At 62.2% G+C, this 22665-nt stretch carries 22 protein-coding genes; 8 read left to right on the top strand and 14 right to left on the bottom strand.

What is annotated here, in order from left to right; genetic code table 11:
- Window positions 1–71 precede the first annotated feature (71 nt).
- From BSY16_RS28140 to BSY16_RS28115, 6 genes are all read right to left on the bottom strand, one after another.
- Window positions 72–1505 (bottom strand): aldehyde dehydrogenase family protein, encoded by a 1434-nt coding sequence (locus BSY16_RS28140; protein ID WP_069063062.1) that lies wholly within the window; start codon window positions 1503–1505, stop codon window positions 72–74.
- A 12-nt stretch (window positions 1506–1517) separates the two neighbouring features.
- A complete protein-coding gene (locus BSY16_RS28135) occupies window positions 1518–2249 on the bottom strand; it encodes an MBL fold metallo-hydrolase (protein ID WP_069063061.1) in 732 nt (243 codons plus the stop codon).
- Window positions 2249–3340, bottom strand: a complete 1092-nt coding sequence (locus tag BSY16_RS33195; protein ID WP_069063060.1) for an ABC transporter ATP-binding protein — start codon at window positions 3338–3340, stop codon at window positions 2249–2251. Before BSY16_RS33195 ends, BSY16_RS28135 begins: the two co-directional genes overlap by 1 nt.
- Window positions 3337–4125, bottom strand: a complete 789-nt coding sequence (locus BSY16_RS28125) for an ABC transporter permease (RefSeq protein ID WP_069063059.1) — start codon at window positions 4123–4125, stop codon at window positions 3337–3339. Before BSY16_RS28125 ends, BSY16_RS33195 begins: the two co-directional genes overlap by 4 nt.
- A gap of 1 nt (window position 4126) precedes the next feature.
- The gene (locus BSY16_RS28120) at window positions 4127–4990 is read right to left on the bottom strand and encodes an ABC transporter permease (protein ID WP_069063058.1); all 864 of its coding nucleotides are present in this window, start codon (window positions 4988–4990) and stop codon (window positions 4127–4129) included.
- A gap of 185 nt (window positions 4991–5175) precedes the next feature.
- Window positions 5176–6252 carry a polyamine ABC transporter substrate-binding protein gene (locus BSY16_RS28115; protein ID WP_069063057.1) on the bottom strand — a complete coding sequence of 359 codons (1077 nt, stop codon included), beginning with the start codon at window positions 6250–6252 and terminating at the stop codon, window positions 5176–5178.
- Between the two features lie 129 nt (window positions 6253–6381).
- On the opposite strand from BSY16_RS28115, the gene BSY16_RS28110 reads away from it, so the two are divergent.
- The 3 genes from BSY16_RS28110 to BSY16_RS28100 all read left to right on the top strand — a co-directional run bounded on the left by BSY16_RS28110 (window position 6382) and on the right by BSY16_RS28100 (window position 8653).
- A complete protein-coding gene (locus BSY16_RS28110; RefSeq protein WP_069063056.1) occupies window positions 6382–7008 on the top strand; it encodes a TetR/AcrR family transcriptional regulator in 627 nt (208 codons plus the stop codon).
- A 7-nt stretch (window positions 7009–7015) separates the two neighbouring features.
- The gene (locus BSY16_RS28105) at window positions 7016–7408 is read left to right on the top strand and encodes a YybH family protein (protein WP_069063055.1); all 393 of its coding nucleotides are present in this window, start codon (window positions 7016–7018) and stop codon (window positions 7406–7408) included.
- A 261-nt stretch (window positions 7409–7669) separates the two neighbouring features.
- On the top strand, window positions 7670–8653 hold the full coding sequence (locus BSY16_RS28100; RefSeq protein WP_069063054.1) for an N-acetylmuramoyl-L-alanine amidase: 984 nt from the start codon (window positions 7670–7672) through the stop codon (window positions 8651–8653).
- 149 nt (window positions 8654–8802) lie between these two features.
- Here BSY16_RS28100 and BSY16_RS28095 read toward each other — a convergent pair whose 3' ends face one another.
- Window positions 8803–9975: an aminotransferase gene (locus tag BSY16_RS28095; RefSeq protein WP_150130168.1), complete on the bottom strand. Its 1173-nt coding sequence runs from the start codon at window positions 9973–9975 to the stop codon at window positions 8803–8805.
- Window positions 9976–9992: 17 nt separating this feature from the next.
- Window positions 9993–11009, bottom strand: coding sequence for a LysR substrate-binding domain-containing protein (locus BSY16_RS28090; RefSeq protein ID WP_069063052.1), 1017 nt, complete (start codon window positions 11007–11009; stop codon window positions 9993–9995).
- Between the two features lie 297 nt (window positions 11010–11306).
- Here BSY16_RS28090 and BSY16_RS28085 point away from each other — a divergent pair, with 297 nt between their 5' ends.
- The 5 genes from BSY16_RS28085 (at window position 11307) to BSY16_RS28065 (ending at window position 15983) form a co-directional block, all read left to right on the top strand.
- On the top strand, window positions 11307–12395 hold the full coding sequence (locus BSY16_RS28085) for an ABC transporter substrate-binding protein (protein WP_069063051.1): 1089 nt from the start codon (window positions 11307–11309) through the stop codon (window positions 12393–12395).
- Window positions 12396–12471: 76 nt separating this feature from the next.
- Window positions 12472–13506 carry an ABC transporter ATP-binding protein gene (locus BSY16_RS28080; RefSeq protein ID WP_069063050.1) on the top strand — a complete coding sequence of 345 codons (1035 nt, stop codon included), beginning with the start codon at window positions 12472–12474 and terminating at the stop codon, window positions 13504–13506.
- Window positions 13503–14357 carry an ABC transporter permease gene (locus tag BSY16_RS28075; protein ID WP_069063049.1) on the top strand — a complete coding sequence of 285 codons (855 nt, stop codon included), beginning with the start codon at window positions 13503–13505 and terminating at the stop codon, window positions 14355–14357. The genes BSY16_RS28080 and BSY16_RS28075 overlap by 4 nt, the downstream gene beginning before the upstream one ends.
- Window positions 14354–15151: an ABC transporter permease gene (locus BSY16_RS28070; RefSeq protein ID WP_069063048.1), complete on the top strand. Its 798-nt coding sequence runs from the start codon at window positions 14354–14356 to the stop codon at window positions 15149–15151. Before BSY16_RS28075 ends, BSY16_RS28070 begins: the two co-directional genes overlap by 4 nt.
- Window positions 15152–15200: 49 nt before the next feature.
- A complete protein-coding gene (locus tag BSY16_RS28065; RefSeq protein WP_069063047.1) occupies window positions 15201–15983 on the top strand; it encodes a carbon-nitrogen hydrolase family protein in 783 nt (260 codons plus the stop codon).
- On the opposite strand, the gene BSY16_RS28060 is transcribed toward BSY16_RS28065, so the two are convergent.
- The 6 genes from BSY16_RS28060 to BSY16_RS28035 all read right to left on the bottom strand — a co-directional run bounded on the left by BSY16_RS28060 (window position 15980) and on the right by BSY16_RS28035 (window position 22664).
- Window positions 15980–16858, bottom strand: coding sequence for a DMT family transporter (locus BSY16_RS28060; protein WP_069063046.1), 879 nt, complete (start codon window positions 16856–16858; stop codon window positions 15980–15982). The genes BSY16_RS28065 and BSY16_RS28060 overlap by 4 nt on opposite strands.
- 72 nt (window positions 16859–16930) lie before the next feature.
- The gene (locus BSY16_RS28055; RefSeq protein ID WP_069063045.1) at window positions 16931–18601 is read right to left on the bottom strand and encodes an amidohydrolase; all 1671 of its coding nucleotides are present in this window, start codon (window positions 18599–18601) and stop codon (window positions 16931–16933) included.
- 21 nt (window positions 18602–18622) lie between these two features.
- Window positions 18623–19804 (bottom strand): serine hydrolase domain-containing protein, encoded by a 1182-nt coding sequence (locus tag BSY16_RS28050; RefSeq protein WP_069063755.1) that lies wholly within the window; start codon window positions 19802–19804, stop codon window positions 18623–18625.
- 77 nt (window positions 19805–19881) lie between these two features.
- Window positions 19882–20916 (bottom strand): extracellular solute-binding protein, encoded by a 1035-nt coding sequence (locus BSY16_RS28045; protein WP_069063044.1) that lies wholly within the window; start codon window positions 20914–20916, stop codon window positions 19882–19884.
- Between the two features lie 16 nt (window positions 20917–20932).
- Window positions 20933–21745, bottom strand: a complete 813-nt coding sequence (locus BSY16_RS28040; protein WP_069063043.1) for an ABC transporter permease — start codon at window positions 21743–21745, stop codon at window positions 20933–20935.
- Window positions 21738–22664, bottom strand: a complete 927-nt coding sequence (locus tag BSY16_RS28035; RefSeq protein ID WP_069063042.1) for an ABC transporter permease — start codon at window positions 22662–22664, stop codon at window positions 21738–21740. Before BSY16_RS28035 ends, BSY16_RS28040 begins: the two co-directional genes overlap by 8 nt.
- Window position 22665 lies beyond the last annotated feature (1 nt).

Here is a 22665-nt window from a genome sequence, read left to right as displayed (position 1 = left end):
AAAGTCCATTGAACACATAAGAAGAGCGGCGTCCCTTCGAGCGCCGCTCCGATTCTATGGCAAGACGGCCGTCAGGCCGCGTCGGGGCGGTGAACGGTCTTCACTTCAAGGAAGTCTTCCAGCCCGAACATGCCGCCTTCACGGCCGTTGCCGGACTGCTTGTAGCCGCCGAACGGGCTGCCATACCGGTGCGGTCCGCCATTGATGTGCACCATGCCGGCACGCAGCTTTGCGGCGACGCGTTCCGCGCGGTCGGGATTGCCGGTCTGGAGATAGGCGGCAAGGCCATAGGCGGTGTCGTTGGCGATCGCGATTGCTTCCTCTTCGGTGTCGAAGGGGATGATCGCGAGTACGGGGCCGAACACCTCTTCACGAGCGATGCGCATGTTGTTGTTGACGTCGGCGAAGATCGTCGGCTTGACGAAGTAGCCGGTCTCGAAACCCTCCGGCTTGCCGGGGCCGCCGACCAGGACGCGTGCGCCTTCCGCCACACCTGCCTCGATCAGCGCCTGAACGCGGCCGAACTGGACGTGCGAGACGAGCGGGCCGATGTGTTCGCCGGCCTCTTCCGGATTGCCGACCTTAGCTTCCTTACCGGTGCGTTCGGCGATTTCGACGACCTTGTCATAGACCGAGCGCTCGACGAGCATGCGCGTCGGCGCATCGCAGGACTGGCCTGAATTGTTGAAGCATTCGCGCACGCTGCCGGCGACGCGATCTTCGAGGTCGGCATCGGCGAAGACGAGGTTCGGCGACTTGCCGCCGAGCTCCAGCGTCACGCGCTTGACAGTCTCGGCCGCATCCTTGCTGACGGCGATACCGGCGCGGGTGGAGCCGGTAAAGGACATCATGTCGACGTCCTTGTGCTTGGAAAGGGCTGCACCGCATTCCAGGCCGTCGCCGTTGACAAGGTTGAACGTACCCGCCGGGAAGCCCGCCTCGTGCACCATCTCCGCATAGAGCAATGCATTGAGCGGGGTGAATTCCGAGGGCTTCAGCACGCAGGTGCTGCCCGTCGCCAGCGCCGGCACGACCTTCAGCGCGATCTGGTTGATCGGCCAGTTCCAGGGCGTGATGAGACCGCAAACACCGATCGGCTCGCGGCGCACGACGTCGCCGTTCGGAAGCACTTCGCGGGCCTTCAGGCGCTTCAGTCCGTCGATGAAGCCCTGGAGGTGGCCGACGCCGACATCCGCCTGCTGCTCGGTGCTCATGGAGATCGGCGCGCCGAGTTCCAGCGTGATGGTGCGTGCCATTTCCTCATAGCGGCGCTTGTAGATTTCCAGCAACTTTTCGAGCAGTGCCAGGCGTTCTTCGACGCTGGTCTGGCTGTAGGTCGCAAAGGCCCTTTTGGCAGCGGCGACGGCGCGATCGATATCGGCGGCGGTGCCCATGGAGATGACCGCGATCGGCTTTTCCGTCGCCGGATTGATCACCGGGAGGTCATTGGGCTTCAGCGGATCGACCCACTGGCCATCGATGTAGAATTTGCGCTTGTCGAGCATTCTGGTCTCCCGTCAGTTCTTCTGTTTTTCATCGAGCCAGCCCTTGATGAGCTGGCGGTATAGTTCCCCGCCGAAGCTTGGGAAATGGCCGCCATGGACCAGCCGCACCGGCAGGGTCACGAGCCGCTCCATCGAGGCGATGTAATCCGCCAGGTTGGAATGGTAGGTGTCCTCGATCAACGGTCCATCGTAGACGATGTCGCCGGAGAAGAGAATTTCTGTTGCCTTTTCGTAGAGCGCAATACCCCCCGGGGAGTGGCCCGGCGTGTGGATGACCTCGAACTGGCGGTCGCCGAGGTCGATGACGTCACCGTCTTCGAGGATACGCGTCGCCGGGGCTCGTTTCACCGCATAACATTTCGAGCAATAGGGCTCGGGGGGCAGCGCGTCGAAGATGTCGTCGGTGACATAAGGGTCGGCGAGCGTGTTTTCCCGTGTCGGGTTGGCGAGAAGATCGGCCTCTGCCGAATGCACGGCGCGGCACTTGAACTCATGGTGGCAGCCGATATGGTCGAAATGCGTGTGGCTCGCCACCGCGATCAGGTCACGCTCCGTCACAAGCGGCACCCATTCGCGCAGGGAAACCACACCCATGCCGCTATCCACCAGCATGTCGCGCTCACTTCCGCGGATATGCCAGACATTGCAGCGATAGAATTCCTGGATGTAGGGCTCGGAAATAGACGTCACGTCGTCGTCAAGGCGACGCACGCTGTACCAATCCTCCGGGCGGATGCGCTGCATTATTGTCCCACTCCCGCTCCGTCCTGAAGCACGACGATGCTATCCGCCTTCAGCCGAAGGTCAAGCTCTGCGCCGACTTCCGGCATCTCTGTTTGCGGCAGGTGTGCCGTCAGCGCCAAGCCGTCCGCCGCGACATGGCAGCGATGATGCGTGCCGAAGAAGGCGCTGCCGGTGATGCGGCCGCGACCGAGCGAAACGGTCGGGGTTGCTGCATTGGCGCTGCGGAAATGCTCCGGGCGGATGCAGAGCGTGACGTCGCGGCCCGCAACGGGAAACCCGGACACGAAGGCGGAGGCGGGGAGGGCGACGCGGCCGAGCACGGTTTCCACTTCCGTCTCGTTTGCCGCCGTGCCGCAGATCTTCGCCGGCAGGAGGTTTACCTCACCCATGAAGCCCGCGGAAAACAATGAGCGCGGACGCATATAGATCGAGGCGGGGGTGCCGACATCCTCGATGCGGCCCTTGTTCATCACCACGATGCGGTCGGCGATCGCCATCGCCTCTTCCTGGTCGTGGGTGACATGCACGAAGGTCGTGCCGACACGCTTCTGGATCGCCTTCAGCTCATCCTGCATCTGCCGGCGAAGCTTGAGGTCGAGTGCGCCGAGCGGCTCGTCGAGCAGCAGCACGTCCGGATCGACGGCAAGCGCGCGGGCAAGCGCCACGCGCTGTCGCTGGCCGCCGGAAAGCTCGTGCGGCTTCTTGGCGGATGATGCCTTCAGGCCAACGAGATCGAGCAGCGAAAACGCCTTCTCGTATCGTTCCGCCTTGCCCATGCCGCGCATACGCAGGCCGAAGCCGACATTGTCGCGCAGGCACATATGCGGGAAGAGCGCATAGTCCTGGAACATGGTCGTGGTGGGCCGCTTGGCGGGGGAGACATGGGTCATGTCACGCCCGCCGATCGCGATCGTGCCAGAGGTCGGTTCGATGAAGCCGCCGAGGATGGAAAGCAGGGTCGTCTTGCCGCAGCCGGAAGGGCCGAGCAGAACGATGAACTCGCCGGCGGCTATATCGAGCGAGACATCGTCGAGCGCCCGGAATGCACCGAAGACCTTGGTGGCGTTACGAATGGAAACGTCGGCGGTCATGAGGATTTCCCGGTTTTGCGGAAGACGGTGAGCTCCATGAGGATGAGGAACGCGACCGAGATGAGGAAGACGACGCTGCCGATGGCATTGGTCCCGGGATCGAGACCGGAGCGCAGCATGCTCCAGATCTCGACCGGCAGCGTGACGTCGAAGCGCGACAACAGGAAGGCGACGATGAACTCGTCCCAGCTGAAGGTGACGGAGAGGAAGAAGGCGGCGAGGATCGACGGCAGCAGCATGGGCGCGGTAATGAGCAGCATGACTTGCCAGTCCTTTGCGCCAAGATCACGCGCCGCCCGCTCGATATTCACCTGATGCCCGCCCATGGAGGCATAGATGATGGCAAAGCAGAGCGGCAGGTTGATCACGACATGACCGATCCCGACGGTCAGGAGCGAAAGCCGCATGCCGGTGAGGTTCAGCACCGAGAGCAGGCCAAGACCGATGATCAGCGTGCTGACCGTCATCGGCGCGACGATAAGGCCGCGCAACAAGCCTGAGGCCGGCAACGTATAGCGGGCGAAGGCGTAGGCCGCGAGGAAGCCGAGGATGCAGGCGGCCGCCGAGGAGAGGACCGCGACGATCAGGGAATTGCCGAGGGCCGCCATCAGCTTGCCATCGGAAAAGATCGCCTCGTACCAGCGCAGCGTCAGTCCGTTCAGCGGCGGCACGGGAAGCGTACCGTCCTGGAAGGAGAACAGCACCAGCACGATAACCGGCAGGAAGATGAAGAGGTAGATCAGGCCGGCATAGAGGGCGGCCAGCGTCGTGGTGAGGTGTCGCATGTTACGTCCTCTCCATCTTCAGCCAGCGCGCGCAGGCGATATAGGCGAGTGTGACGACGGCCATCAGCACCAGCGACATCGCGGCCGCCATGGGGAAATCAGCGCGCCGTCCGAGTTGCAGCATGATGACCTGCGGCAGGACCAGTTCGTTGTTGCCGCCGAGAATCTGCGGTGTGATGTAGTCGCCGATGCACAGCACGAAGGTGAGGAAGGCGCCGACCATAATGCCGGGCAGCGTCAGAGGCAGCACGACATGCCAGAAGGTTTGCAACGCGTTGGCCCCAAGATCAGCCGCCGCGCGCCGATAATTCGGCGAAAGCTGGATGAGGTTGGCATAGATCGTCAGCGTCAGCAGCATGACGAAGAAGTGCACGAAGCCGATGACCGTGCCGGTGCGGTTGGCGGAAAGCTCCAGCGGTTCGGCGATCACGCCGAGCCAGAGCAGCGCCTGGTTGACGACGCCGCCCTTGGACAGAACCAGCAGCCAGGAATAGGAGCGCACCACATAGGACGTCCAGAACGGCAGGATCGCCATGACGAGGGCGAAGCGCTGCCATTTTTTCGGCACGCGCTCGGCGATGATCCAGGCGAGCGGGTAGGCGAGGACGATGGAGATGACGGTGACGACCGCGGTGATCTCCAGCGAGACGACGAGGCCTTTGAAGAGGTGCGCCTTCCCGAAGAAGGCGATGTAGTTGTCGAGCGTCCAGGTGGCGACAATCTCGCGCCCCTGCCGCGTCCAGAAGCTGAGCGCCACCATATAAGCGAAGGGCACGAGGAAGAAAAAACCCGTCCAGAGCAGCGCCGGCAGGGCAAAGGCCCGGGCCTTGCGGCGTTCCGCGCGCTCATAGGCAGTGGCAGTCATGGGGCCAGGTCCTCGTCGGTACTTGGAGCTTGGATCCTCGGGTCAAGCCCGAGTATGACGAAAGAAGAGAAGCGGGGTGACGCAGAAACGGTACCGCAGGCCGCACCGTTCGATCGGGCGGGCTCACACCCTCCCCACCGTCATCCCCGGGCCTGACCCGAGGATTAATGCATCCCCCAAAATCCTTACTGCTGCAACATCTCCGTCCAGACATCCTGCATCGCCGCATCCATGTCGGCGTCGGCGACCGGATAGAGCTGCGAGTTCTTCAGGTAGTCCGGCTGCTTGTCCCAGCGCAACGCCGCCTTCTGCGGATCGGTGAGGTGCGCGCCCGCCTTGGCATTGGCCGGCATCGCCCAGTAGCAGGAGGAGGTGGCAAGCCGCGCCTGGCCTTCGGGGCTGACGATGTACTGCACGAATTTCAGCGCGAGATCCTGCTTTTCGGAGGTCTTGAAGACGCCGATGGACTGTGCCCAACGAAGGGCGCCCTGCTTCGGGATCGTCCAGTCAAGGTTAGGCTTCTCCGCCGAAAGACCGGCCGTCAGCCACTCGCCGCCACCGACGACGATATCGACCTCGCCGGTCGCTAGTGCGGTCTGCGAGGCGACGACGTCGCTCACCTGGCGGGCGACCTTCTTCATCTCGAAGAGCTTTTCCTTGATCGCCTGCAGATCGTCCTGCTTCAGGTCGGCCGTCTTCTTGCCGATGCCGACGCCGGTCAGGCCGACCATCGGCAGGTAGTAGTCATAGAGCGCGATACGGCCCTTGTACTTGTCCGACCAGATGACCGACAGGTCGTCCATGTCGGCCGGGTCGACTTTCGTCTTGTCGTAGGAAATCGTGTTGTAGCCGAATTTTTCGGTAATGGCGTAGACCTTGCCGTCCTTGGTGGTCGTCTCTTCCATGCGCACTTCCGGGAAGAGATCGCCGAGCGGCAGCTTGTCGGCCGGCATTTCGCCGAGAATGTCCATGTCGATGGCGCGCGGTACGTCGACGGCGTCGATCACCAGCACATCCCAATCGCCGGGGCGGGACTGCTCGATGATCGAGATCGCAGCACCCGTGCCTTCATATTCCTTGAGATTGACCTTGACGTTGTTGGCCTTCTCGAAGGGCTCGACCAGCGCCGGATCGGTATGGTCGCACCAGACCAGCGCGTTCAATTCGTCCTGTGCCTGCGCGGCGGCCGACGACAGGGCGATGGCGGCTGCGGTGGCGAAAAGCATGCGGCGGCGGAGGCCGCCAGAAACGGTTTTGCTCATTATCTTTCCCTCTGGTGCAGGCTTTCGGCCTTTGCGGATGGCACTCGTCGCGATGCCTTGAGAAAAAGATTGAACGAGTTCATTTTTTAAGTCAATCTCATTTTTGAGGAGATTCCAACGGAGGATTCCATGGCTGGATTGCGTGCAAAACAGAAGGCGGACAAGACGCGTCGCATTCTCGAATCCGCGACCACGCTGTTTCGCGATCAGGGCTATGACAGCGCCCGCATCGAGGACATCGCCGAGATGGCAGAAGTCTCCGTCGGCACGCTCTACAACTATTACCAGAACAAGGGCGACATCCTTGTCGCGACCGTGGCGATGGAAGTCACGGAAGTGCTGGAGGCCGGCGCCCGCATTGTCGCCAACCCGCCGCTGAACGTTGCCGAGGCGTTGCGCACGCTGATCGAGCAGTATTACGACCACTCGCTCTACTATCTTTCCAAGGAAATGTGGCGCACCGCGATGGCGATCTCCATCCAGCAGCCGGACACGCCGCTTTCCCGGCGGTATACGGAACTCGACGGCCAGCTTTGCGCCCAGGTGGTCCAGCTTATCGAGACATTGCAGGTGCGCGGTGTGGTCCATGCCGGCGTGGACGCAAAGGCCATGGGTGAGGTTTTCTTCAACAACCTCAACATGATGTTTATCGAGTTCTGCAAGGTGGACGCCATGCCGCTGGAAGACTTGAAGACGCGGGTCAATGCCCAGCATGCGCCGATTGCCACCCTTATCAGCAGCATCAAGATCGTTTGAGGAACGCATGACCGAAACGGAATCCACCGTGCTTTCCGCCGCCGATGCCTTGGTCAGCGCGTTCGCGCGGCACGACCGTGATGCCTATTTCGCGGCCTTCGCACCCACCGCGACCTTCCTCTTCCACAATCTCGACCATATGCTTGAAGACCGGGCCGCCTACGAAGAGGAATGGGCGCTCTGGGAGAGCCGCGACGGGTTTCGCGTGCTCGGCTGCCGCTCGACGGACCGCCAAATCCAGCTCGTCGGGGATGTCGCGATCTTCACCCACGCCGTCGAGACCGATATCTCGATGGGCGGCGAGACGATGACGAACAACGAGCGTGAAACCATCGTTTTTTCACGCGATCCGGCAGGTCGGTGGCTCGGTGTGCACGAACATCTCTCGGTTCGTCCCTGAAGCGCCGAGATTTCGTACTCGCGCCTATGTGCGGTTTTCCATGCGCTTAATCAATTAAAGATTGCGATGTCGAGGCAGAGTGATATTCTGCCCGCTAATATACGAAATGTTGGTCTGGAGTTTTCGCGCCGTGGTTTCACGACGCGGACGCGCCTGTTTATGCCCGCAGTAAATTGATTTCGGGGGGCGCCATGCTTTGCATCGGCGGGGGTATTTTCGCATCGGTTCGACATCAATCGTCCATTCCACGGGAGGGCTTCCATGGATACGAAGTACGGCTTTACGCGTTTCACCCTCACAGAATTCGAGCAATGGCTGGGAACGATCTCGGTGACCCGCGTGGTCGACAAGGTGCAGGAACACCACACCTGGAGCCCTCGTTATGCGCAGTTTACCGGCAACAACCATTTCGAGATGCAGAAGGGCATGCGTGATCACCACGTCGGCCACAATGGCTGGGCGGATATCGGCCAGCACCTTTCCATTTTCCCGGATGGCATGATCGTCACCGGCCGCCCGATGAACAACACGCCGGCCTGTATCTATGGCAACAACAGCCGGTCGGTGTGCATCGAGAATGTCGGCGACTTTGACACGGGACAGGACCAGATGACCGACGCGCAGAAGGAGGCGATCGTCAAAGCCACTGCTGCATTGGTTCGTCGCTTCAGCCTTGCCCCGGTGACCACCAACAACATCGTCTACCACCACTGGTACGATCTCAACACGGGTCAGCGGACGAACGGCACTGGGGTCACGAAAACTTGCCCCGGCACGGCATTCTTTGGCGGCAACACCGTTGCCGACTGCCAGAACAATTTCCTTCCGCTCGTCGAGCAGGCTTTGACCGGCGTGCCGTTCTCGCCGCCGGCTGCAACACCCACTTACGGCGTCGTCGTTTCCGACACGCTGAATGTCCGGGTTTCTTCAAGCGCCTCGGCCGCTCTTGCCGCAACACAGGGGCCGCTGGAGACCGGCGCGGTCATCCGCGTTTTCCGGGAAGAGAACGGCTGGTACAAGATCGCCAATTCCAAGGAATACTGGGTCTATGGAAAATGGGTCAAACCGGTGACCCAGCGCATCGTGAACACGGACGATTCGAAAGGGCGTGCCGGCCCCGGAACTTCTTTCGAAATCCTGCGGAGCTTCATGAAGGGTGAGGTGGTCTATGTCCACGAGACATCCGGCAATTGGTCGCGGATCGCACTTGACGAGCTCTGGGTCAATTCCTCGTTGATCGGCTGACGGAGTGATGCCCCGTCGTGCGGCGGTTGTTGCCGGTGATCAACGCGCCTTCGATGCCGAGCGCCTCCGGGTGACGCCTGCATCCTTATAAGACGCACTCCAGACGGTTATCTCAGGAGCGCGTCATTCAACCGGTAACAAACACCGGATCAGCCAAGGACGAATCGATTGAGCCGATCCTTCAAGAGAGCGATCGTGTCGACGTCTGCATTGGCGAAGGCGAAGCGCAGATATCCTTCCTGCCCTGCGCCAAAGTAGCTGCCCGGCAGGCAAAGCACGCCGGCTTCCTTGGCGAGCCTTTCGGCCACCACGGCGGACGGCGTTTCGCCGAACGGATGGCCGATGAAGGCAAAATAGGCGCCGACGGCACCGACACGCCAGGCGGGCACGGCGGCCATGGTGGAGAGCAGGCCTTCGACGCGCCGCGCAATTTCGCGACGGTTTTCCTCGCGCCAGTCGGCCAGCAGGGGCAGGGCGGTGGCGACCGCGGCCTGGGCGGAGCGCGGCGGACAGATCTGCAGGTTGTCCATGATCTTTGCCACCTGCTCGACAACCCCGGCGCCGGCCGTGATCGCACCGAGACGATGGCCGGGGATGCAGAAGGATTTCGAGAAGCTGTAGAGGCTGATAAGCGTGTCTTCCCAGCCCGCGCGACCGAAGAGGTCATGTGGACGCCCTGCACCGGCCGGTAGGAAGTCGCGATAGGTCTCGTCGAGGATCAGCCAGACGCCGCGTGCGGCGCAGAGTTCGTAGATCGCTGCCAGTAGCTCCGGTGGATAGACGGCCCCGGTCGGGTTGTTCGGCGAGACGAGGGCAACGGCGCGCACATCCGGCGTGATGCCGGCGGCGAGCGTTGCAATGTCCGGCAGGAAACCCTTTGCCGGGTCGCAGGCGGCGAACCGGGTCTTGATACCCAGCATGGCCAGGGTGGTTTCCTGGTTGAAATAGTAGGGGTCGGTCATCAGCACGGCATCGCCGGCGCCAGCCACCGCCATGGCGGCGCAGATGAAGGCCTGGTTGCAGCCCGCCGTCACATGGATGTTGCCGGCGGAAAGCGCCACACCGTAGCTCTCGGAAACATGCGCCGCATAGGCCGCGCGCAGCGAATCCTCGCCCTCAATCGGCCCGTAACCGGTATAGGCGCGCGAGGCGGCATATTCGCCGAGCAGGCGCAGCATGTCCGGGTGCGGCGGGTAGCCGGGCACGGCCTGCGAGAAATCAATCATCGGGCCACTGCGGCCATCATAGGCATCGCCCCAGGCGAAAACCGAAGGGATGGGCGGGGCGGCGAGGGTTTCGACGAGCGAATTGAAGCGAGGCATGGTCATTTCCGTTAAAATCAGGCGCGGGTCTTGCGTTGGGGGCTGGCGGTGGCCCGGCGTTTGGCCGGGGCCGAAACCGGACGATGGGCTTCGACCAGACGGTTGCCGCGGCCGCGCAGATGCGTGCGGGCGGAGGCCTGCGGTTCGGGCAGGGTTTCTTCGAGAGCGGCGAAGACCCAGTCGATGAACACTTTGACGAGGGGTGACTGGCGGACGGACGGACGGCAGGCGACATAGAAGGCGTCGTTGGCCGGTACTGTCAGATCGAACGGCACGACGAGTTCGCCGCGGGCGATCAGGTTGCTGGCGGTGATCGTATCGCCGAGCGCAATGCCCTGACCATGCAGTGCAGCCTCGGTGGAAAGGCGGGCGTCGCTCATGAAATGCTGGCGGCCGCGCACCATGTCGAGCGCGTCGGCCGCCGCCAGCCAGGTGTTCCATTCCCTGCCGTCGTCACCATGGAACAGGGTGTGGTCTGCAAGGTCGCGTACGGAGCGCAGCGGCCGGCTGTTGAGCAGCGTCGGGCTGGCGACCGGGAAGAGCTTGAGATGCGACCACAGCCGCGTCCAGCTATCGGGCCAGTTGCCGTCGCCGTAGAGCATACAGACATCGGTATCGAGCGAGCGCAGGTGGTCCGGATCGTTGGAGGCGATCAAGGTGACGCGCACGCCCGGATACTGGTCGGTGAAGGTGTTGAGGCGCGGGATCAGCCAGAGCGAGAGGAGTGCGGGCACGCAGGTGACGGTGAGATCGCCATGGGCTTCCGGCTGCTTCATCAGGGCCGTCGCCGCCGCGATCTCGCCGAAGGCATTGGTGACGGCGGGCAGCAGCAGCGCGCCCTGCGGCGTCAGTTTCAATCGTTTTCCGCCGCGCTCGAAAAGCGTGGTTTCGAGGGATTCTTCGAGTGCGCGAATCTGGTGGCTGACGGCGCCGTGCGTCACGTTCAACTCCCGCGCCGCCGCCGAAACGGCACCGCGGCGGGCGGTCGCCTCGAAGGCGCGGAGCGGGTTGAGCGGTGGCAGGCGCGAGGCCATATAGGGGGATCTCACATGTGAGTTTTTCTCACGGCAATTTCTATAACAACGCTAATTGCTTTTCCAAGCGTTTTATTACGATACTGTAAAAAACGAGGGCAAAGCCCCGGGGGACGATCAGGAGGCTTCAGGCGCTGGAGACGGCGCGGCACGCGTCAAATGGCGTGCAAAAATCTTCTCGAAAATCCGGACCCGATTGCTTTCAGGCCTTCCGTGGCGCAAAGCGCCTGGCGTAGAATACGACAATGGGAACGCTCCGACCGGATCAACGGTCGGCCTAACAGGAGAAAGACGACTATGCGTGACATCCTCAAGACCAATGTCAGCCGCCGCGCGGTGCTGGGTGCCGGCGTTGCCGGTGCTTCGTTGCTCGCCATGCCGGCCGTGCTGCGTGCACAGGACAAGTCGCTGAAGGTCGGCGTCTACGGGGGCTACTTCAAGGACTCCTTCGACAAGAACATTTTTGCCGAATTCACCAAGCAGACGGGCATTGCCGTGGAATCGGTCGCCGAGCCGACGGGTGAGGCCTGGCTCGTCCAGCTCGAGCAGGCCGCCAAGGCCGGCCTGGCGCCCGCCGACGTTTCGATGATGTCGCAGGTCGCCATGCTGAAGGGCCAATCGACCGAGCTCTGGGCACCGCTCGACATGGCGAAGATCCCGAACGGCTCGAACCTGATCGACCATTTCGTGAACAAGTATCCGGATGGCCGCGTCGCCGGCATCGGTGCCGTCGCCTGGTACATCACGCTCGTCACCAACACCGATGTCTTCAAGGAAGCGCCGACCTCCTGGACCGCGCTGTGGGATCCGGCAAATGCCGACAAGCTCGGCCTGCTCGCGCTCGTCTCCAACTCCTTCCTGCTCGAAGTGACCGCAAAGACGCATTTCGGCGGCACCAATGCGCTCGACACCGAGGAAGGTCTCCTCAAAGCCTTCGAAAAGCTTGCCGAAGTCAAGCCGAACGTGCGCCTGTGGTATCGCGATGAAGCACAGTTCGAGCAGTCGCTGAAGTCGGGCGAAATCCCGATGGGCCAGTACTACCACGACGTGACGGGCCTTGCCGCCAAGGATGGCCAGCCGGTCCGCTCGACCTTCCCGAAGGAAGGCGGCATCATGGATTCCGGTTGCTGGGCGCTGTCGCGCGCCTCGACGAAAGTCGAGGAAGCTCACACCTTCATCAACTACATGAGCCAGCCGGCGATCCAGGCGCTGCTGTCGCGCAAGGTCGGTACCGCTCCGACCGTCAAGCGCGACCTTCTTGACCTGACGGCCGAAGAGTTCGCAGCCGTCTCCTCGGACATCGAACCGATCATTCCGCGCTACGACCTCTACACGTCCAAGGCCGACTGGCTGAACCAGAAGTGGACGGAAATGATCGCGGGCTGATCCCGATCATTCCTCAAGACAACCGGCCGGCTGCCTCAGCCGGCCGGTCTCACAACAAGCGCCGAACGGAGCTAAAATGTCCGGATTGACCCTCCAGAATATCGTCAAGCAGTTCGGCCAGTTTACGGCCGTCAAGAATGTCGAACTGACGGTGCCGCATGGCACGTTCGTCTGCCTTCTCGGCCCCTCCGGCTGCGGCAAGACCACATTGATGCGCATGGTCGCCGGCCTCGACCTGCCGACGAGCGGCGCGATCAAGCTGGACGGCAAGGACATTACCAACGTTCCGACGCACAAGCGCGACCTCGGCATGGTCTTCCAGTCGTTGGCGCTCTTTCCCCACCTGACGGTCGGCGAGAACATTGCCTATTCGTTGCGCATCCGCGGCATCGGCAAGGAAGAGCAGAAGAAGCGCGTCGACGAGCTTCTCGCGATGATCCATCTGACGGGCTATGCCGACCGCCCCGTGGCAAAACTTTCCGGCGGCCAGCGCCAGCGCGTGGCGATTGCCCGCGCTCTCGCCATTTCGCCAAAACTCTTCCTGCTCGATGAGCCGCTTTCCGCGCTCGATGCGAAGCTGCGCGAGGCCATGCAGGTCGAACTGCGCCAGCTGCAGCAGCGCCTCGGCATCACCACCATCGTCGTCACGCATGACCAGCGCGAGGCCATGACCATGGCCGATACGGTCGTCGTGATGAACAGCGGCGAGATCCGCCAGGCCGCGGCACCCGTGGAAATCTACCGCCGCCCGGCCGACACCTTCGTCGCCGACTTCATCGGCATGACGAACCTCATCGATTTCAACGCCAACGGCAGTGGGGCCAATGTGCTCGGCGCCTCGGTTTCAGGTCTTGCCATTCCCGCAGGCCTGAAATCCGGCATCATTTCGGTGCGCCCGGAAGACGTTCATCTCACCGCACCCGGCAATGCCCCGATCACCGGCACCGTCACCTTCGTGCGCGATCTCGGCGGCACGATCGAGACCTTTGTCGAAGCCGGTGGAAAGCAGATCGTCGCCGTCTCCATGCCGAACGCCCGGCCGGACGTCGCCGTCGGCCAGTCGGTCGGCCTCCAGCTCAACCCCGCAGACTGCGTGGTGCTGAAGTCATGAGACGCGAAGCCCCGCAAAAACTCACCGACTATGGCCCGCTGTTCTTTCCCGCGGGCATGCTGATTGTCTTCTTCGTCGTGCCTTTCGCGACGATGATCGCCGTCTCGTTCTTCCGGCGCGATCCGTCCGGCTTCTACACGCCGGACTTCGTCTTCGACAATTACGCCCGGTTCCTCAGCCTGTTCTTCGGCAAGGTGCTCGGCTTCTCGCTGTTTCTCGCCGTCACCGTCGCCATTTGCTGCGTCGTGCTGGCTGTTCCCTTCACCTACCTGCTGTCGCGCGCTAAACGCCGGACGCAGGTGCTCTGGCTGGTCGCCCTGCTGTCGATCCTGTCGCTGTCGGAAGTCATCATCGGTTTTGCCTGGTCGACATTGTTTTCACGCACTGCCGGCATCACCAACCTGCTTGTCATGCTCGGTGTGATGGACCAGCCCGTGGCGTTGAACCCGAGTTTTGGCGCGGTGCTCACCGCCATGACCTACCAGGCGCTGCCCTACACCGTGCTCGTGCTCTATCCCGCTCTCGTTCGGCTCGACCCGACTTTGACGGAAGCCGCGCGCACGCTCGGTGCATCGCCGATAAAGTCCTTCTTCACCGTCGTCGTGCCGGCGCTGCGTAACACCATCGTCGCCACGCTGATCATGGTCTTCATCTTCGCGCTCGGCTCCTACCTGCTGCCGCAGATTCTCGGCCGACCGCAGCACTGGACGCTCTCGGTGCTCATCACCGACCAGGCGATCTACCAGTCGAACATGCCGTTCGCCGCCGCCATGGCCGTGTTCCTCGTGCTCGTCACGCTCGGCCTCGTCGCACTCACGGTCATCGCCGGCCGCAAGGGAGAAGCCGCATGACCGGGTTCCTGCAGAAGGCCTATTTCAGCCTCATCGGCCTCTTCCTGTCGCTGCCGATCATCGTCGTCGCCGGTGTGTCGGTGAACGAGAAACAGGATCTCGCCTTCCCGCCGAAAGGATTCTCGCTGGGCTGGTACGGTGAGATCTTCGCCAATGTCGAGTGGCGCAACGCGCTCTTCGCGTCGATCACGCTCGCGGCCCTTTCAGCCGCCGTGGCACTTCTCATCGCGCTGCCGCTCGCCTGGTTCCTGTGGCGTCGCCATGCGCCGTGGGCAAACATCTTTCAATTGCTCGGCGTCGCACCCTTCACGCTGCCGCCGGTCATCACGGCGCTCGGCCTGCTCACCTTCTGGGCGACAACCGGCTTCTATGGCCAGCCTGCAACTGCCGTCATCAGCCATGCCATCTTCTTCGTGACGCTGCCGCTGGTGACGCTGTCGCTCGGCTTCTCCTCCATCGACCGCTCGCTGGTGGAAGCCGCCGCAACGATGGGCGCAGACGATCGCACGATTTTCCGCACCGTCGTCCTGCCGCTGATCCTGCCCTACCTCGTCTCGGGGTATGCTTTCGCCTTCGTCTTGTCGCTCAACGAATATATCGTGGCGTACATGACGATCGGCTTCACGATGGAGACGCTGCCGATCAAGATCTTCAACGCGTTGCGCTATGGTTATACGCCGACGATGGCCTCGGTCACGGTGCTGTTCGTGGCGATCGCCGCCACCATCTTTGGCCTCGTCGCACGCTTCGGCGACCTGCCAAAGCTGCTGGGCGCCATGTCGTCGAAGGATTAGAGAAACGGTTCCGCGTTCGGAAACTGTGTAAAACAAAACGGGAGCCAGCATGCGGATCGCCGCCCTCCAGATGCACGCCATTGCCGGTGACGGCGAGGCCAATATCGAGCACATCGCGGCTGCGGCCGCGGATGCCGCGGCGGGCGGCGCCAAGCTGCTGATCGTGCCGGAGCTTGCGGTCACTGGCTACGGGGCAGGGGAGTCGGCATTTGCGCGGCTTGCTTCACCCGCGACCGGCGACGTTGCGACACGCCTCAGTGCCATTGCGCGGGAAAACGGCATTGCCATCGTGGCCGGTTTCGCCGAGCAGGAGGGCACGGTAACCTACAACAGCGCGCTCTTCACAGACGGCATCGGCACCAATGCCGTCTACCGGAAGTCCCATCTCTACGGTGAGTACGAGCGAAATGCCTTCAAACCCGGCGTTCCAACCTCGGTCATGGTGGAGCTAGGCGGTATCCGTCTCGGCATGCTGATCTGCTACGATGTGGAGTTCCCCGAAAACGTCCGCCGCCTTGCACTTGCCGGCGCCGAGCTCGTCGTGGTTCCGACGGCGCTACCGAAGGGGTCTTCCGGCACCTTCATCGCCAATCATATGATCCAGGTCCGCGCCTTCGAGAACCAGGTTTTCGTCGCCTACATCAACCATTGCGGCGCCGACGACAATTTCACCTATGCCGGCCTGTCGCGCATCGCCGCCCCAGATGGCAAGCTGCTTGCCGAAGCCCCCGCGGAAGGGGAAACCCTGCTTTTTGCGGAAATTCGCCCGGAAGACTATGTCAGGTCGCGGGAAGAAAACACCTATCTCGTTGATCTCGGCCGACCGGGCTAGAGACTGATCAAGCCCGTGCCGATCACCGCCAGCGCCGCGCCCACCCAGGCGGGCGCGGGCGGCACGATGCCGGTGCGCGCCCAGATCATCGGCAGGATAACGACTGGCGTCATCGACGATAGCGTCGAGACGATCCCGACATTGCCATGTGCCAGTGCCGCCATCAGCAGCGACATGCCAAGTCCGACGCCGAAGAAGGCAGAGCCGACTGCAAAGCCAAGCGACCGTTTCGTGATGGTTGGCGCGGGCTTCAACATCGGATGCGGAACGACCATCAGCAGCACGAAGAACGCGGCCGCAAGGCCCGAGCGCACGGCCATCGCGGTGAACGGTTCGACGCCGCTCGCCATGGCAGGGCGGGCGGCGAGGCTGCCGAGCGCCTGCCCGAAGGCGGTAACGACGCCGAGCGCTATTCCAAACCAGGGCGTGCGCTCGACAGCCGTGGTCTTCGACGGCGAGCGGGCGCCGATCGCCAGCAGGATGCCGAGCAGCACGCAGGCGATGCCGATGCCCTGCTGGCCGGACAGGGTTTCGCCCAGGAAGACATAGCCGAGCAGCACTGCGAAGGGCGAGGTGAGCGAAAAGAGCAGGGCGGTGGTGCGAGGGCCAGCCGTATAGATCGTCGCGAAATAGGTGGTGCTGGCGATGATGATACCGAAGAGACTGGAGGCTGCCAGGTAGCCGAACTGCCAGAGCTCCACGGTGCGCCAGCCGCCGATGACGAGCGACACGACCCCCGTCATCAGGAAGGCGGCAAGCATCTGCAGGCGAGCGAGATCGAGGAGCGGCAGGCGACCCCGCAATTCGCTGACGAGCATGCCGCTCATCGCAATGCAGACGGCGGCGGAAAGGGCGAGGATTTCGGCGATGTACATGAAAAGACCGGGCGATTGATCGCCCGGCCTATCGCATGGATTTGCCCTAGTCGATAGGGCTTCTTTTCCGGATCAGGCCTGATAGGTGATGCGGCCGTCGCAGATGGTGGTGACGGGACGCACTTCGGCGAGGCTGGTGAACTCGGTTGCCTCCACGTCGGCGGAGAGCACGACAATATCGGCGAGGTAGCCGGCCTTCAGCACGCCCTTGCGATCCTCCATGAACTCCACCCAGGCGCCGTTCTTCGTATAGGCGGCAAGTGTCTCGTGCAGGGAAAGGCGCTCGTCCTTCATACCGTCCTTCCAGACGTCGCGTGACATAGCGCACTGGATGCAGTTCATCGGGTCGAGTGGCGAGACCGGCCAGTCGGTGGCAAAGACGATCTCCGCACCGGCATCGACCAGCGTGCGCCAGGCGAAGGCATAGGGCCAACGCGCCTCGCCGATATAGGAGAGGTACGGTTCGAGCGGCAGGCCGGCGCTGCCCGGCGGGTGGGTCGGCTGCATTGATGCGACAGTGCCGAGCTGCTTGAAGCGCGGAATGTCGTCGGGATGCACGACCTCGATGTGCTCGATGCGGTTGCGGCTGTCGCGCTTGCCATTCGCCTTGATGGCGGCCTCGTAGCCATTCAGCACCATGCGCACTGCGCCGTCGCCGATGGCATGCACCGCCACCGGCAGGCCAAGCTTGTCGGCCGTAATGGCGACATTGTCGAAATGCTCCTGCGAGAACAGCGGATCGCCCTTCAGGCCCGGCTGATGGCAATAGTCGTCGACGAAGACGGCAGTGCCGGATTCCGTCACGCCGTCCATGAAGAGCTTCACGAAGTCCGAACGCAAGCGATCGGAATTGAAACGCTCACGCCAGGCGGCCGCCTTGGTCTCGATGTCCGAGAGCGGCATGAAATTCTTCATGTGGAAGGGCATGCGCACGCGTACCGGCAGGCCGACCGTCTTCTCGATCTCGTCCAGCATTTCCAGCTGGTAGAGGCTGCCGTCCATGTTCTGCAGCGAGGTGATGCCGAGCGAGGCGACGTAGGCGAGGCCTTCCTTGATGATCTCGATGTCGCCGGCGCGCTGTTCCGCCGTCACATGGTCCGGATCGCCGCCCGTGCCGACGCCGAGCATTTCGCGCCCGCCTGTTTCGCTCAGTGCGGAAACGGGGCGGATGGCATTGCTTTCGCGCAGTTCACCACTGGCAAGCCCATCCTCAGCCATGACGATCTCGTTGCCGATGCCGACATCGCCACCTTCAAGAATGCCACCGAGTTTCAGCGCCAGCGTATTGGCCCAGGCGGTGTGGTGGTCCGGCGCGAAGATCAGCACGGCGCGATCCGGCAGGATGCGGTCGAGGTGGTGGCGGGTTACGCGCTCGTCGTCGGAGAGGATCGTGTAGTCCGCGTGCTGCGCGATCAGCAGGTTGCGCTCCGGATATTCTGCGGCATAGGCCTTCAATGCGTTTTCCAGCGCATCAAAGCCTTTCATGCCGTAAAGCGAGAGTTCGCGCAGTTCTGCGGAACCGCCGAAAATGTGCATATGCGCTTCGTTGAAGCCTGGCAGCACCGTGCCGCCCTTGGCATCGATGACATGTGTGTCAGGACCGGAAAAGGCATCGATCTGCGCTTCGGAACCGACCGCCAGGATGCGGTTGCCGGAAACGGCGACGGCGCTCGCGCGTGGGTTCGCCTCATCCATCGTCAGCACCCGCGCATTGCGGATGATAAAACTCGCTTCGGTCTGCATGGCGTGTTTCCTCGGTGTTTTTTAGATGGACCGGCGGCAGAGCGCCCGGAAGAAGGTGAACAGGTCCTGGTTCTCCTCGTCGCCCAGCGGATCCGGCTGGGACGAGAGCTTGACGATGACCGTCTCGGTGCTCGGATCGACATAAAGCCACTGGCCGTGAATGCCGATTGCGGCAAAGGCGCCGTCCGCTTCGCCGGATTGATACCATTGGCTGCGATAGCGTCCGTTCGGCAGGTCGACATTACGGCCCTGCTGCCAGGCTTGCTTGTCGCCATTCTCCTGCATGTCGCGGATCCACGCGGCGGGCACGATCTGTCGGCCATCCCGGGCGCCGTCATTGCGCAGCAGTTCACCCAGACGGGCTAGATCGCGGGCGGTCATGGAGACGCCGCCGGCGGTGCGCGGCGTGCCGATCGAATCGACCGTAATATCGGCGTTGCCCTTCGCACCCATCGGTTTCCAGAGGAGATCGGAGGTGAGGTCGGCGAAACGGGCGCCCGTCGCCCGCTCGATGATGACGCCGAGCAGATCAGCGTTCGGCGAGGCATAATAGAACGGCCCGCCATGCGGACGCTCGGCCTTCTGCAGTGTCAGCAGGAAAGAGGCCAGCGTTTCCGGCTCGGCGCCCACCATCGGCGGGTTCCAGAGCATCGAGCGGCGATAGCGCGCGAAGGCGCCGTAGGGATCGAGATAAGCTTCCTCGAAATCGAGGCTGACGCGCATATCGAGCACGTCGCGATAGGTGCAGTCGCCGTAGACGCTGCCCTTGGCTTCCGGCAGGTAGTCCGTCACCGGCCGGTCGGGATCGAGCAGACCATCCGCCTCCAGAATACCGGAGACCACGGCCGTCAGCGACTTGGAAATCGAGAAGACGAGGTGCGGCGCGTTGGGATCGGCATGCGGCGGGTAGTATTCCGCAACGATCTCGCCCTTGCGCATCAGTACGAAGGCGTCCGTATGGGCAAATTCGAGGAAGGCGCGGGCGGTGGACGTGCCGGCAAGGCCCGTTTCCATCGCCGCATCGAAAAAGGCGTCGCTGGCGAGCGGCTGCTCGGCGGTCACGACGTCCGCTGCGATCACCGCAGTCGGCACGAAGTCGCGAACATTCTGAAAGGTCCAGCGGCTGAAAGGGGCGGTGCGCCAATTGGCGAGCGTAACATCGGCGCGAGCAAACCCGTGCCTGTCCTTGAAGGTCTTGATCATGAAAAATCCGACCGAAGTGCGGGAAGGCGAATTGCCTTCCCGCATACGGAAGTCCTCGTTTTATGCGGTCGAGCCGCTTACTTCTGCAGTTCGGTCCAGAGCTTGGTGTAGAGTTCCTGTACTTCCGGAGGGCAAGCAAGGTTGAACTTGCCGGCTGCCTTCAGTTCTTCCGGAACGACGATTTCCGGCGCATCCTTCATCTCAGCCGGCATGAAGGCTTCGGATCCCTTGATGCCGTTTGCATAACGGCCGAAGGCCGAGAGCATGGCGGCATTTTCCGGGTCCATGATGAAGTTCAGGAAAAGCTTGGCGTTGTCGACGTTCTTAGCGTCCTTGAGGATGGCGGCGTTGTCCATCCAGACCGGGTAGCCTTCCTTCGGATAGCCGTAGATGACATCAGGGTTTTGCAGACGCGAGCGGAACGAGGCGCCGTTCCAGTTCGTGCCGGCGGCAATGTCGACCTTGGAATATTTCTCGATATTGCCGTAGTCCATCGAAAGCCACTTCGGCTTGGCGGTCGCCAGAAGATCGCGGGCCTTTTTCAGGATTGTCAAGTCGCCCGTGCAGGGCTCGCCGCCGGCATAGGTGACGACCATGTGCATGACGTCGGACATTTCCGGCAGCACGTTGATCTTGCCGACAAGTTCGGCTGGCGGATCGAGGAAGATCGCGGAGGTGTTCGGGTCACCCGAATAGATCGACTTGTTGACGGTCACGCCGGTGGTACCCCACAGCCACGGAACCGAATAGTGACGTCCTTCGTCGAACGGCACGCTCACCCACTGTGGGTCGACGTTCTTGAAGTTCTCCATCTGGTTGGGCTCGGATTGCAACAGCAGACCTTCCGAGATCCAGATCGGCATCACGCTCGCGGACGGCACGACGATGTCGAAGCCGTGGCCGCCCTGGCGGATCTTTGCCAGTGCGGTGTCGTTCGAGTCGTAGTCGGTGATCGTCACCTTGACCTTGTGGGCCTCCTCGAACTTCTTGATCATTTCGGGGCTCGTATAGTTGCCCCAGTTGAAGATGTTGAGTTCTCCCTCGGCATGCGCGATGGCGGTGGAGGCCATCATGCCGGCGGCAAGTGCGAACAATCCCAGTTTGGTTTTCATTCCTGTTCTCCTTTATCTATTGATTGTCTTTGTTGGGGTTCCGGCTGAGGAAGAAGAAGAGCGTGACGATAGCCAGCGACAGCACGAGGAACGCTGTCGAGATCGCGTTCATTTCGGGTGTCACCACGCGGCGCAATTGCCCCAGCATGTAGGTCGGTAGCGTGTCCTGGCCGCCGGATTTGACGAATTCGGTGATGACCACGTCGTCGAGCGAGATCACGAAGGCGAGCATCATGCCGGCGAGAATGCCCGGCCAGAGCAACGGCAGCGTGACGTAGCGGAAGGTCTGGAACGGTGACGCGTAGAGATCCGATGCGGCACGCTCCAGCGAGAGATCCATGCTTTCGAGGCGTGCGCGGATCGGCATGTAGGCGAAGGGGATGCAGAAGGCCGCATGCGCGACGATGAGGTAGCCAAGGCCGGAGTAACCGGTCCACACCTTGACGCGCGAGAAGAGGATCAACAGCGCCACGGCTGTCACGATTTCCGGCACCAGAAGCGGCATGTTGATGACGGAATACTTGAAGGTGAGGCCGCGGTAGGGCGCCGTGCGCGTGGTGGCGATGGCCGCGAGCGTCGCGCAGGCCGTCGCAATCAGCGCGGCGATAGAGGCGATCCGGAGCGAACGCCACGATGCCTCGATAACCTGTTGGTTGTTCCAGGCGCTCTGGAACCACCGAAGCGAAAAGCCTTCCCAGGTGGCGATCGACATGCCCGAATTGAAGGCATAGACGACGAGCGTCGCGATGGGCAGGTACAGGAGGAAGAAGCAGAACATCGCAATCGTCGCGAAGCCCGGCTGCCGCTTGATCGAGAAGGACTTAGCCATGGGCGCTGCCTCCCGACTTCGATGCATTGCGGACATAATAGAGCATCGCGAAGAGCACGATGATAACGAGCGTGACGGAAAGCGCAGCACCAAGCGGCCAGTTTCGACCCTGGCCGAACTGCAGCTCGATCAGGTTGCCGACCATCAGGTTCTTGCCGCCGCCGAGAACGCGCGGCACCACGTAGGACGACAGTGCCGGTACGAAAACGAGGATGGAACCTGCGATGATGCCGGGTTTGACCAGCGGAATGATGATGCGCCACAGCACGCCGAAGCGTGAGGCGTAGAGATCGTAACCTGCCTCAATCAGCCGGAAATCCAGCTTTTCCAGGCTTGCATAAAGCGGCAGAACCATCAGCGGCAGGAAGACATAGGTCATGCCGAGCATGATGGCGAAGTCGGTGAACATCATTTGGATCGGCGCGGAGATGATGCCGATCTTCAACAACAGCGTGTTGATGATGCCTTCCGAACGGATCACCTCCTGAATGGCGAAGGTGCGGATGAGCATGTTCGTCCAGAAGGGAATGGTGATCAGGAACAGCCAGAGCGAGCGGTTGTGCGGTGCGCGCGTGGCGATGAAGTAGGCCGTCGGAAAGCCGAAGATCAGGCAGAACACCGTCGTTGCAAAGGCGAGCTTGACGCTGCGCCAGAAAATCGAGAAATGCGCGTCCGCAAGGGAGACGGTGTCGTCGAAGATGTCGCGTGTAAAGAGAACGTTGAACCAGCCCTCCGTCGAAAACTCCCATTTCACGTCGCCATAATTGCCTGGTGCGAGAAAGGAGTAGACCAAAACGATGAGGAGAGGGCCGACGCTGGCCGCGAGGATGAGGAGGAGGGCTGGAGCACTGAGCATCCAGCGATCCCGAACATGTTTCTTTTGCCGCTGTTCGGTGGCGTCCTGAGCGCTGAGCGTCATG

The organism is Sinorhizobium sp. RAC02 (assembly GCF_001713395.1).
Taxonomy (GTDB): domain Bacteria; phylum Pseudomonadota; class Alphaproteobacteria; order Rhizobiales; family Rhizobiaceae; genus Shinella.
This window is presented reverse-complemented; position numbering and strand designations above follow the sequence as displayed.

Bases quoted from the DNA above. Each gene is read 5' to 3' on its own strand.
- BSY16_RS28080 (WP_069063050.1), top strand. From the start codon at position 12,472: ATGTCCGGATTGACCCTCCAGAATATCGTCAAGCAGTTCGGCCAGTTT.
- BSY16_RS28050 (WP_069063755.1), bottom strand. From the start codon at position 19,804: ATGATCAAGACCTTCAAGGACAGGCACGGGTTTGCTCGCGCCGATGTT.
- BSY16_RS28115 (WP_069063057.1), bottom strand. From the start codon at position 6,252: ATGAGCAAAACCGTTTCTGGCGGCCTCCGCCGCCGCATGCTTTTCGCC.
- BSY16_RS28110 (WP_069063056.1), top strand. From the start codon at position 6,382: ATGGCTGGATTGCGTGCAAAACAGAAGGCGGACAAGACGCGTCGCATT.
- BSY16_RS28095 (WP_150130168.1), bottom strand. From the start codon at position 9,975: ATGCCTCGCTTCAATTCGCTCGTCGAAACCCTCGCCGCCCCGCCCATC.
- BSY16_RS28125 (WP_069063059.1), bottom strand. From the start codon at position 4,125: ATGCGACACCTCACCACGACGCTGGCCGCCCTCTATGCCGGCCTGATC.
- BSY16_RS28085 (WP_069063051.1), top strand. From the start codon at position 11,307: ATGCGTGACATCCTCAAGACCAATGTCAGCCGCCGCGCGGTGCTGGGT.
- BSY16_RS28035 (WP_069063042.1), bottom strand. From the start codon at position 22,664: ATGACGCTCAGCGCTCAGGACGCCACCGAACAGCGGCAAAAGAAACAT.
- BSY16_RS28055 (WP_069063045.1), bottom strand. From the start codon at position 18,601: ATGCAGACCGAAGCGAGTTTTATCATCCGCAATGCGCGGGTGCTGACG.
- BSY16_RS28105 (WP_069063055.1), top strand. From the start codon at position 7,016: ATGACCGAAACGGAATCCACCGTGCTTTCCGCCGCCGATGCCTTGGTC.
- BSY16_RS28135 (WP_069063061.1), bottom strand. From the start codon at position 2,249: ATGCAGCGCATCCGCCCGGAGGATTGGTACAGCGTGCGTCGCCTTGAC.
- BSY16_RS28120 (WP_069063058.1), bottom strand. From the start codon at position 4,990: ATGACTGCCACTGCCTATGAGCGCGCGGAACGCCGCAAGGCCCGGGCC.
- BSY16_RS28040 (WP_069063043.1), bottom strand. From the start codon at position 21,745: ATGGCTAAGTCCTTCTCGATCAAGCGGCAGCCGGGCTTCGCGACGATT.
- BSY16_RS28090 (WP_069063052.1), bottom strand. From the start codon at position 11,009: ATGGCCTCGCGCCTGCCACCGCTCAACCCGCTCCGCGCCTTCGAGGCG.
- BSY16_RS28100 (WP_069063054.1), top strand. From the start codon at position 7,670: ATGGATACGAAGTACGGCTTTACGCGTTTCACCCTCACAGAATTCGAG.
- BSY16_RS28075 (WP_069063049.1), top strand. From the start codon at position 13,503: ATGAGACGCGAAGCCCCGCAAAAACTCACCGACTATGGCCCGCTGTTC.
- BSY16_RS33195 (WP_069063060.1), bottom strand. From the start codon at position 3,340: ATGACCGCCGACGTTTCCATTCGTAACGCCACCAAGGTCTTCGGTGCA.
- BSY16_RS28060 (WP_069063046.1), bottom strand. From the start codon at position 16,858: ATGTACATCGCCGAAATCCTCGCCCTTTCCGCCGCCGTCTGCATTGCG.
- BSY16_RS28045 (WP_069063044.1), bottom strand. From the start codon at position 20,916: ATGAAAACCAAACTGGGATTGTTCGCACTTGCCGCCGGCATGATGGCC.
- BSY16_RS28070 (WP_069063048.1), top strand. From the start codon at position 14,354: ATGACCGGGTTCCTGCAGAAGGCCTATTTCAGCCTCATCGGCCTCTTC.
- BSY16_RS28065 (WP_069063047.1), top strand. From the start codon at position 15,201: ATGCGGATCGCCGCCCTCCAGATGCACGCCATTGCCGGTGACGGCGAG.
- BSY16_RS28140 (WP_069063062.1), bottom strand. From the start codon at position 1,505: ATGCTCGACAAGCGCAAATTCTACATCGATGGCCAGTGGGTCGATCCG.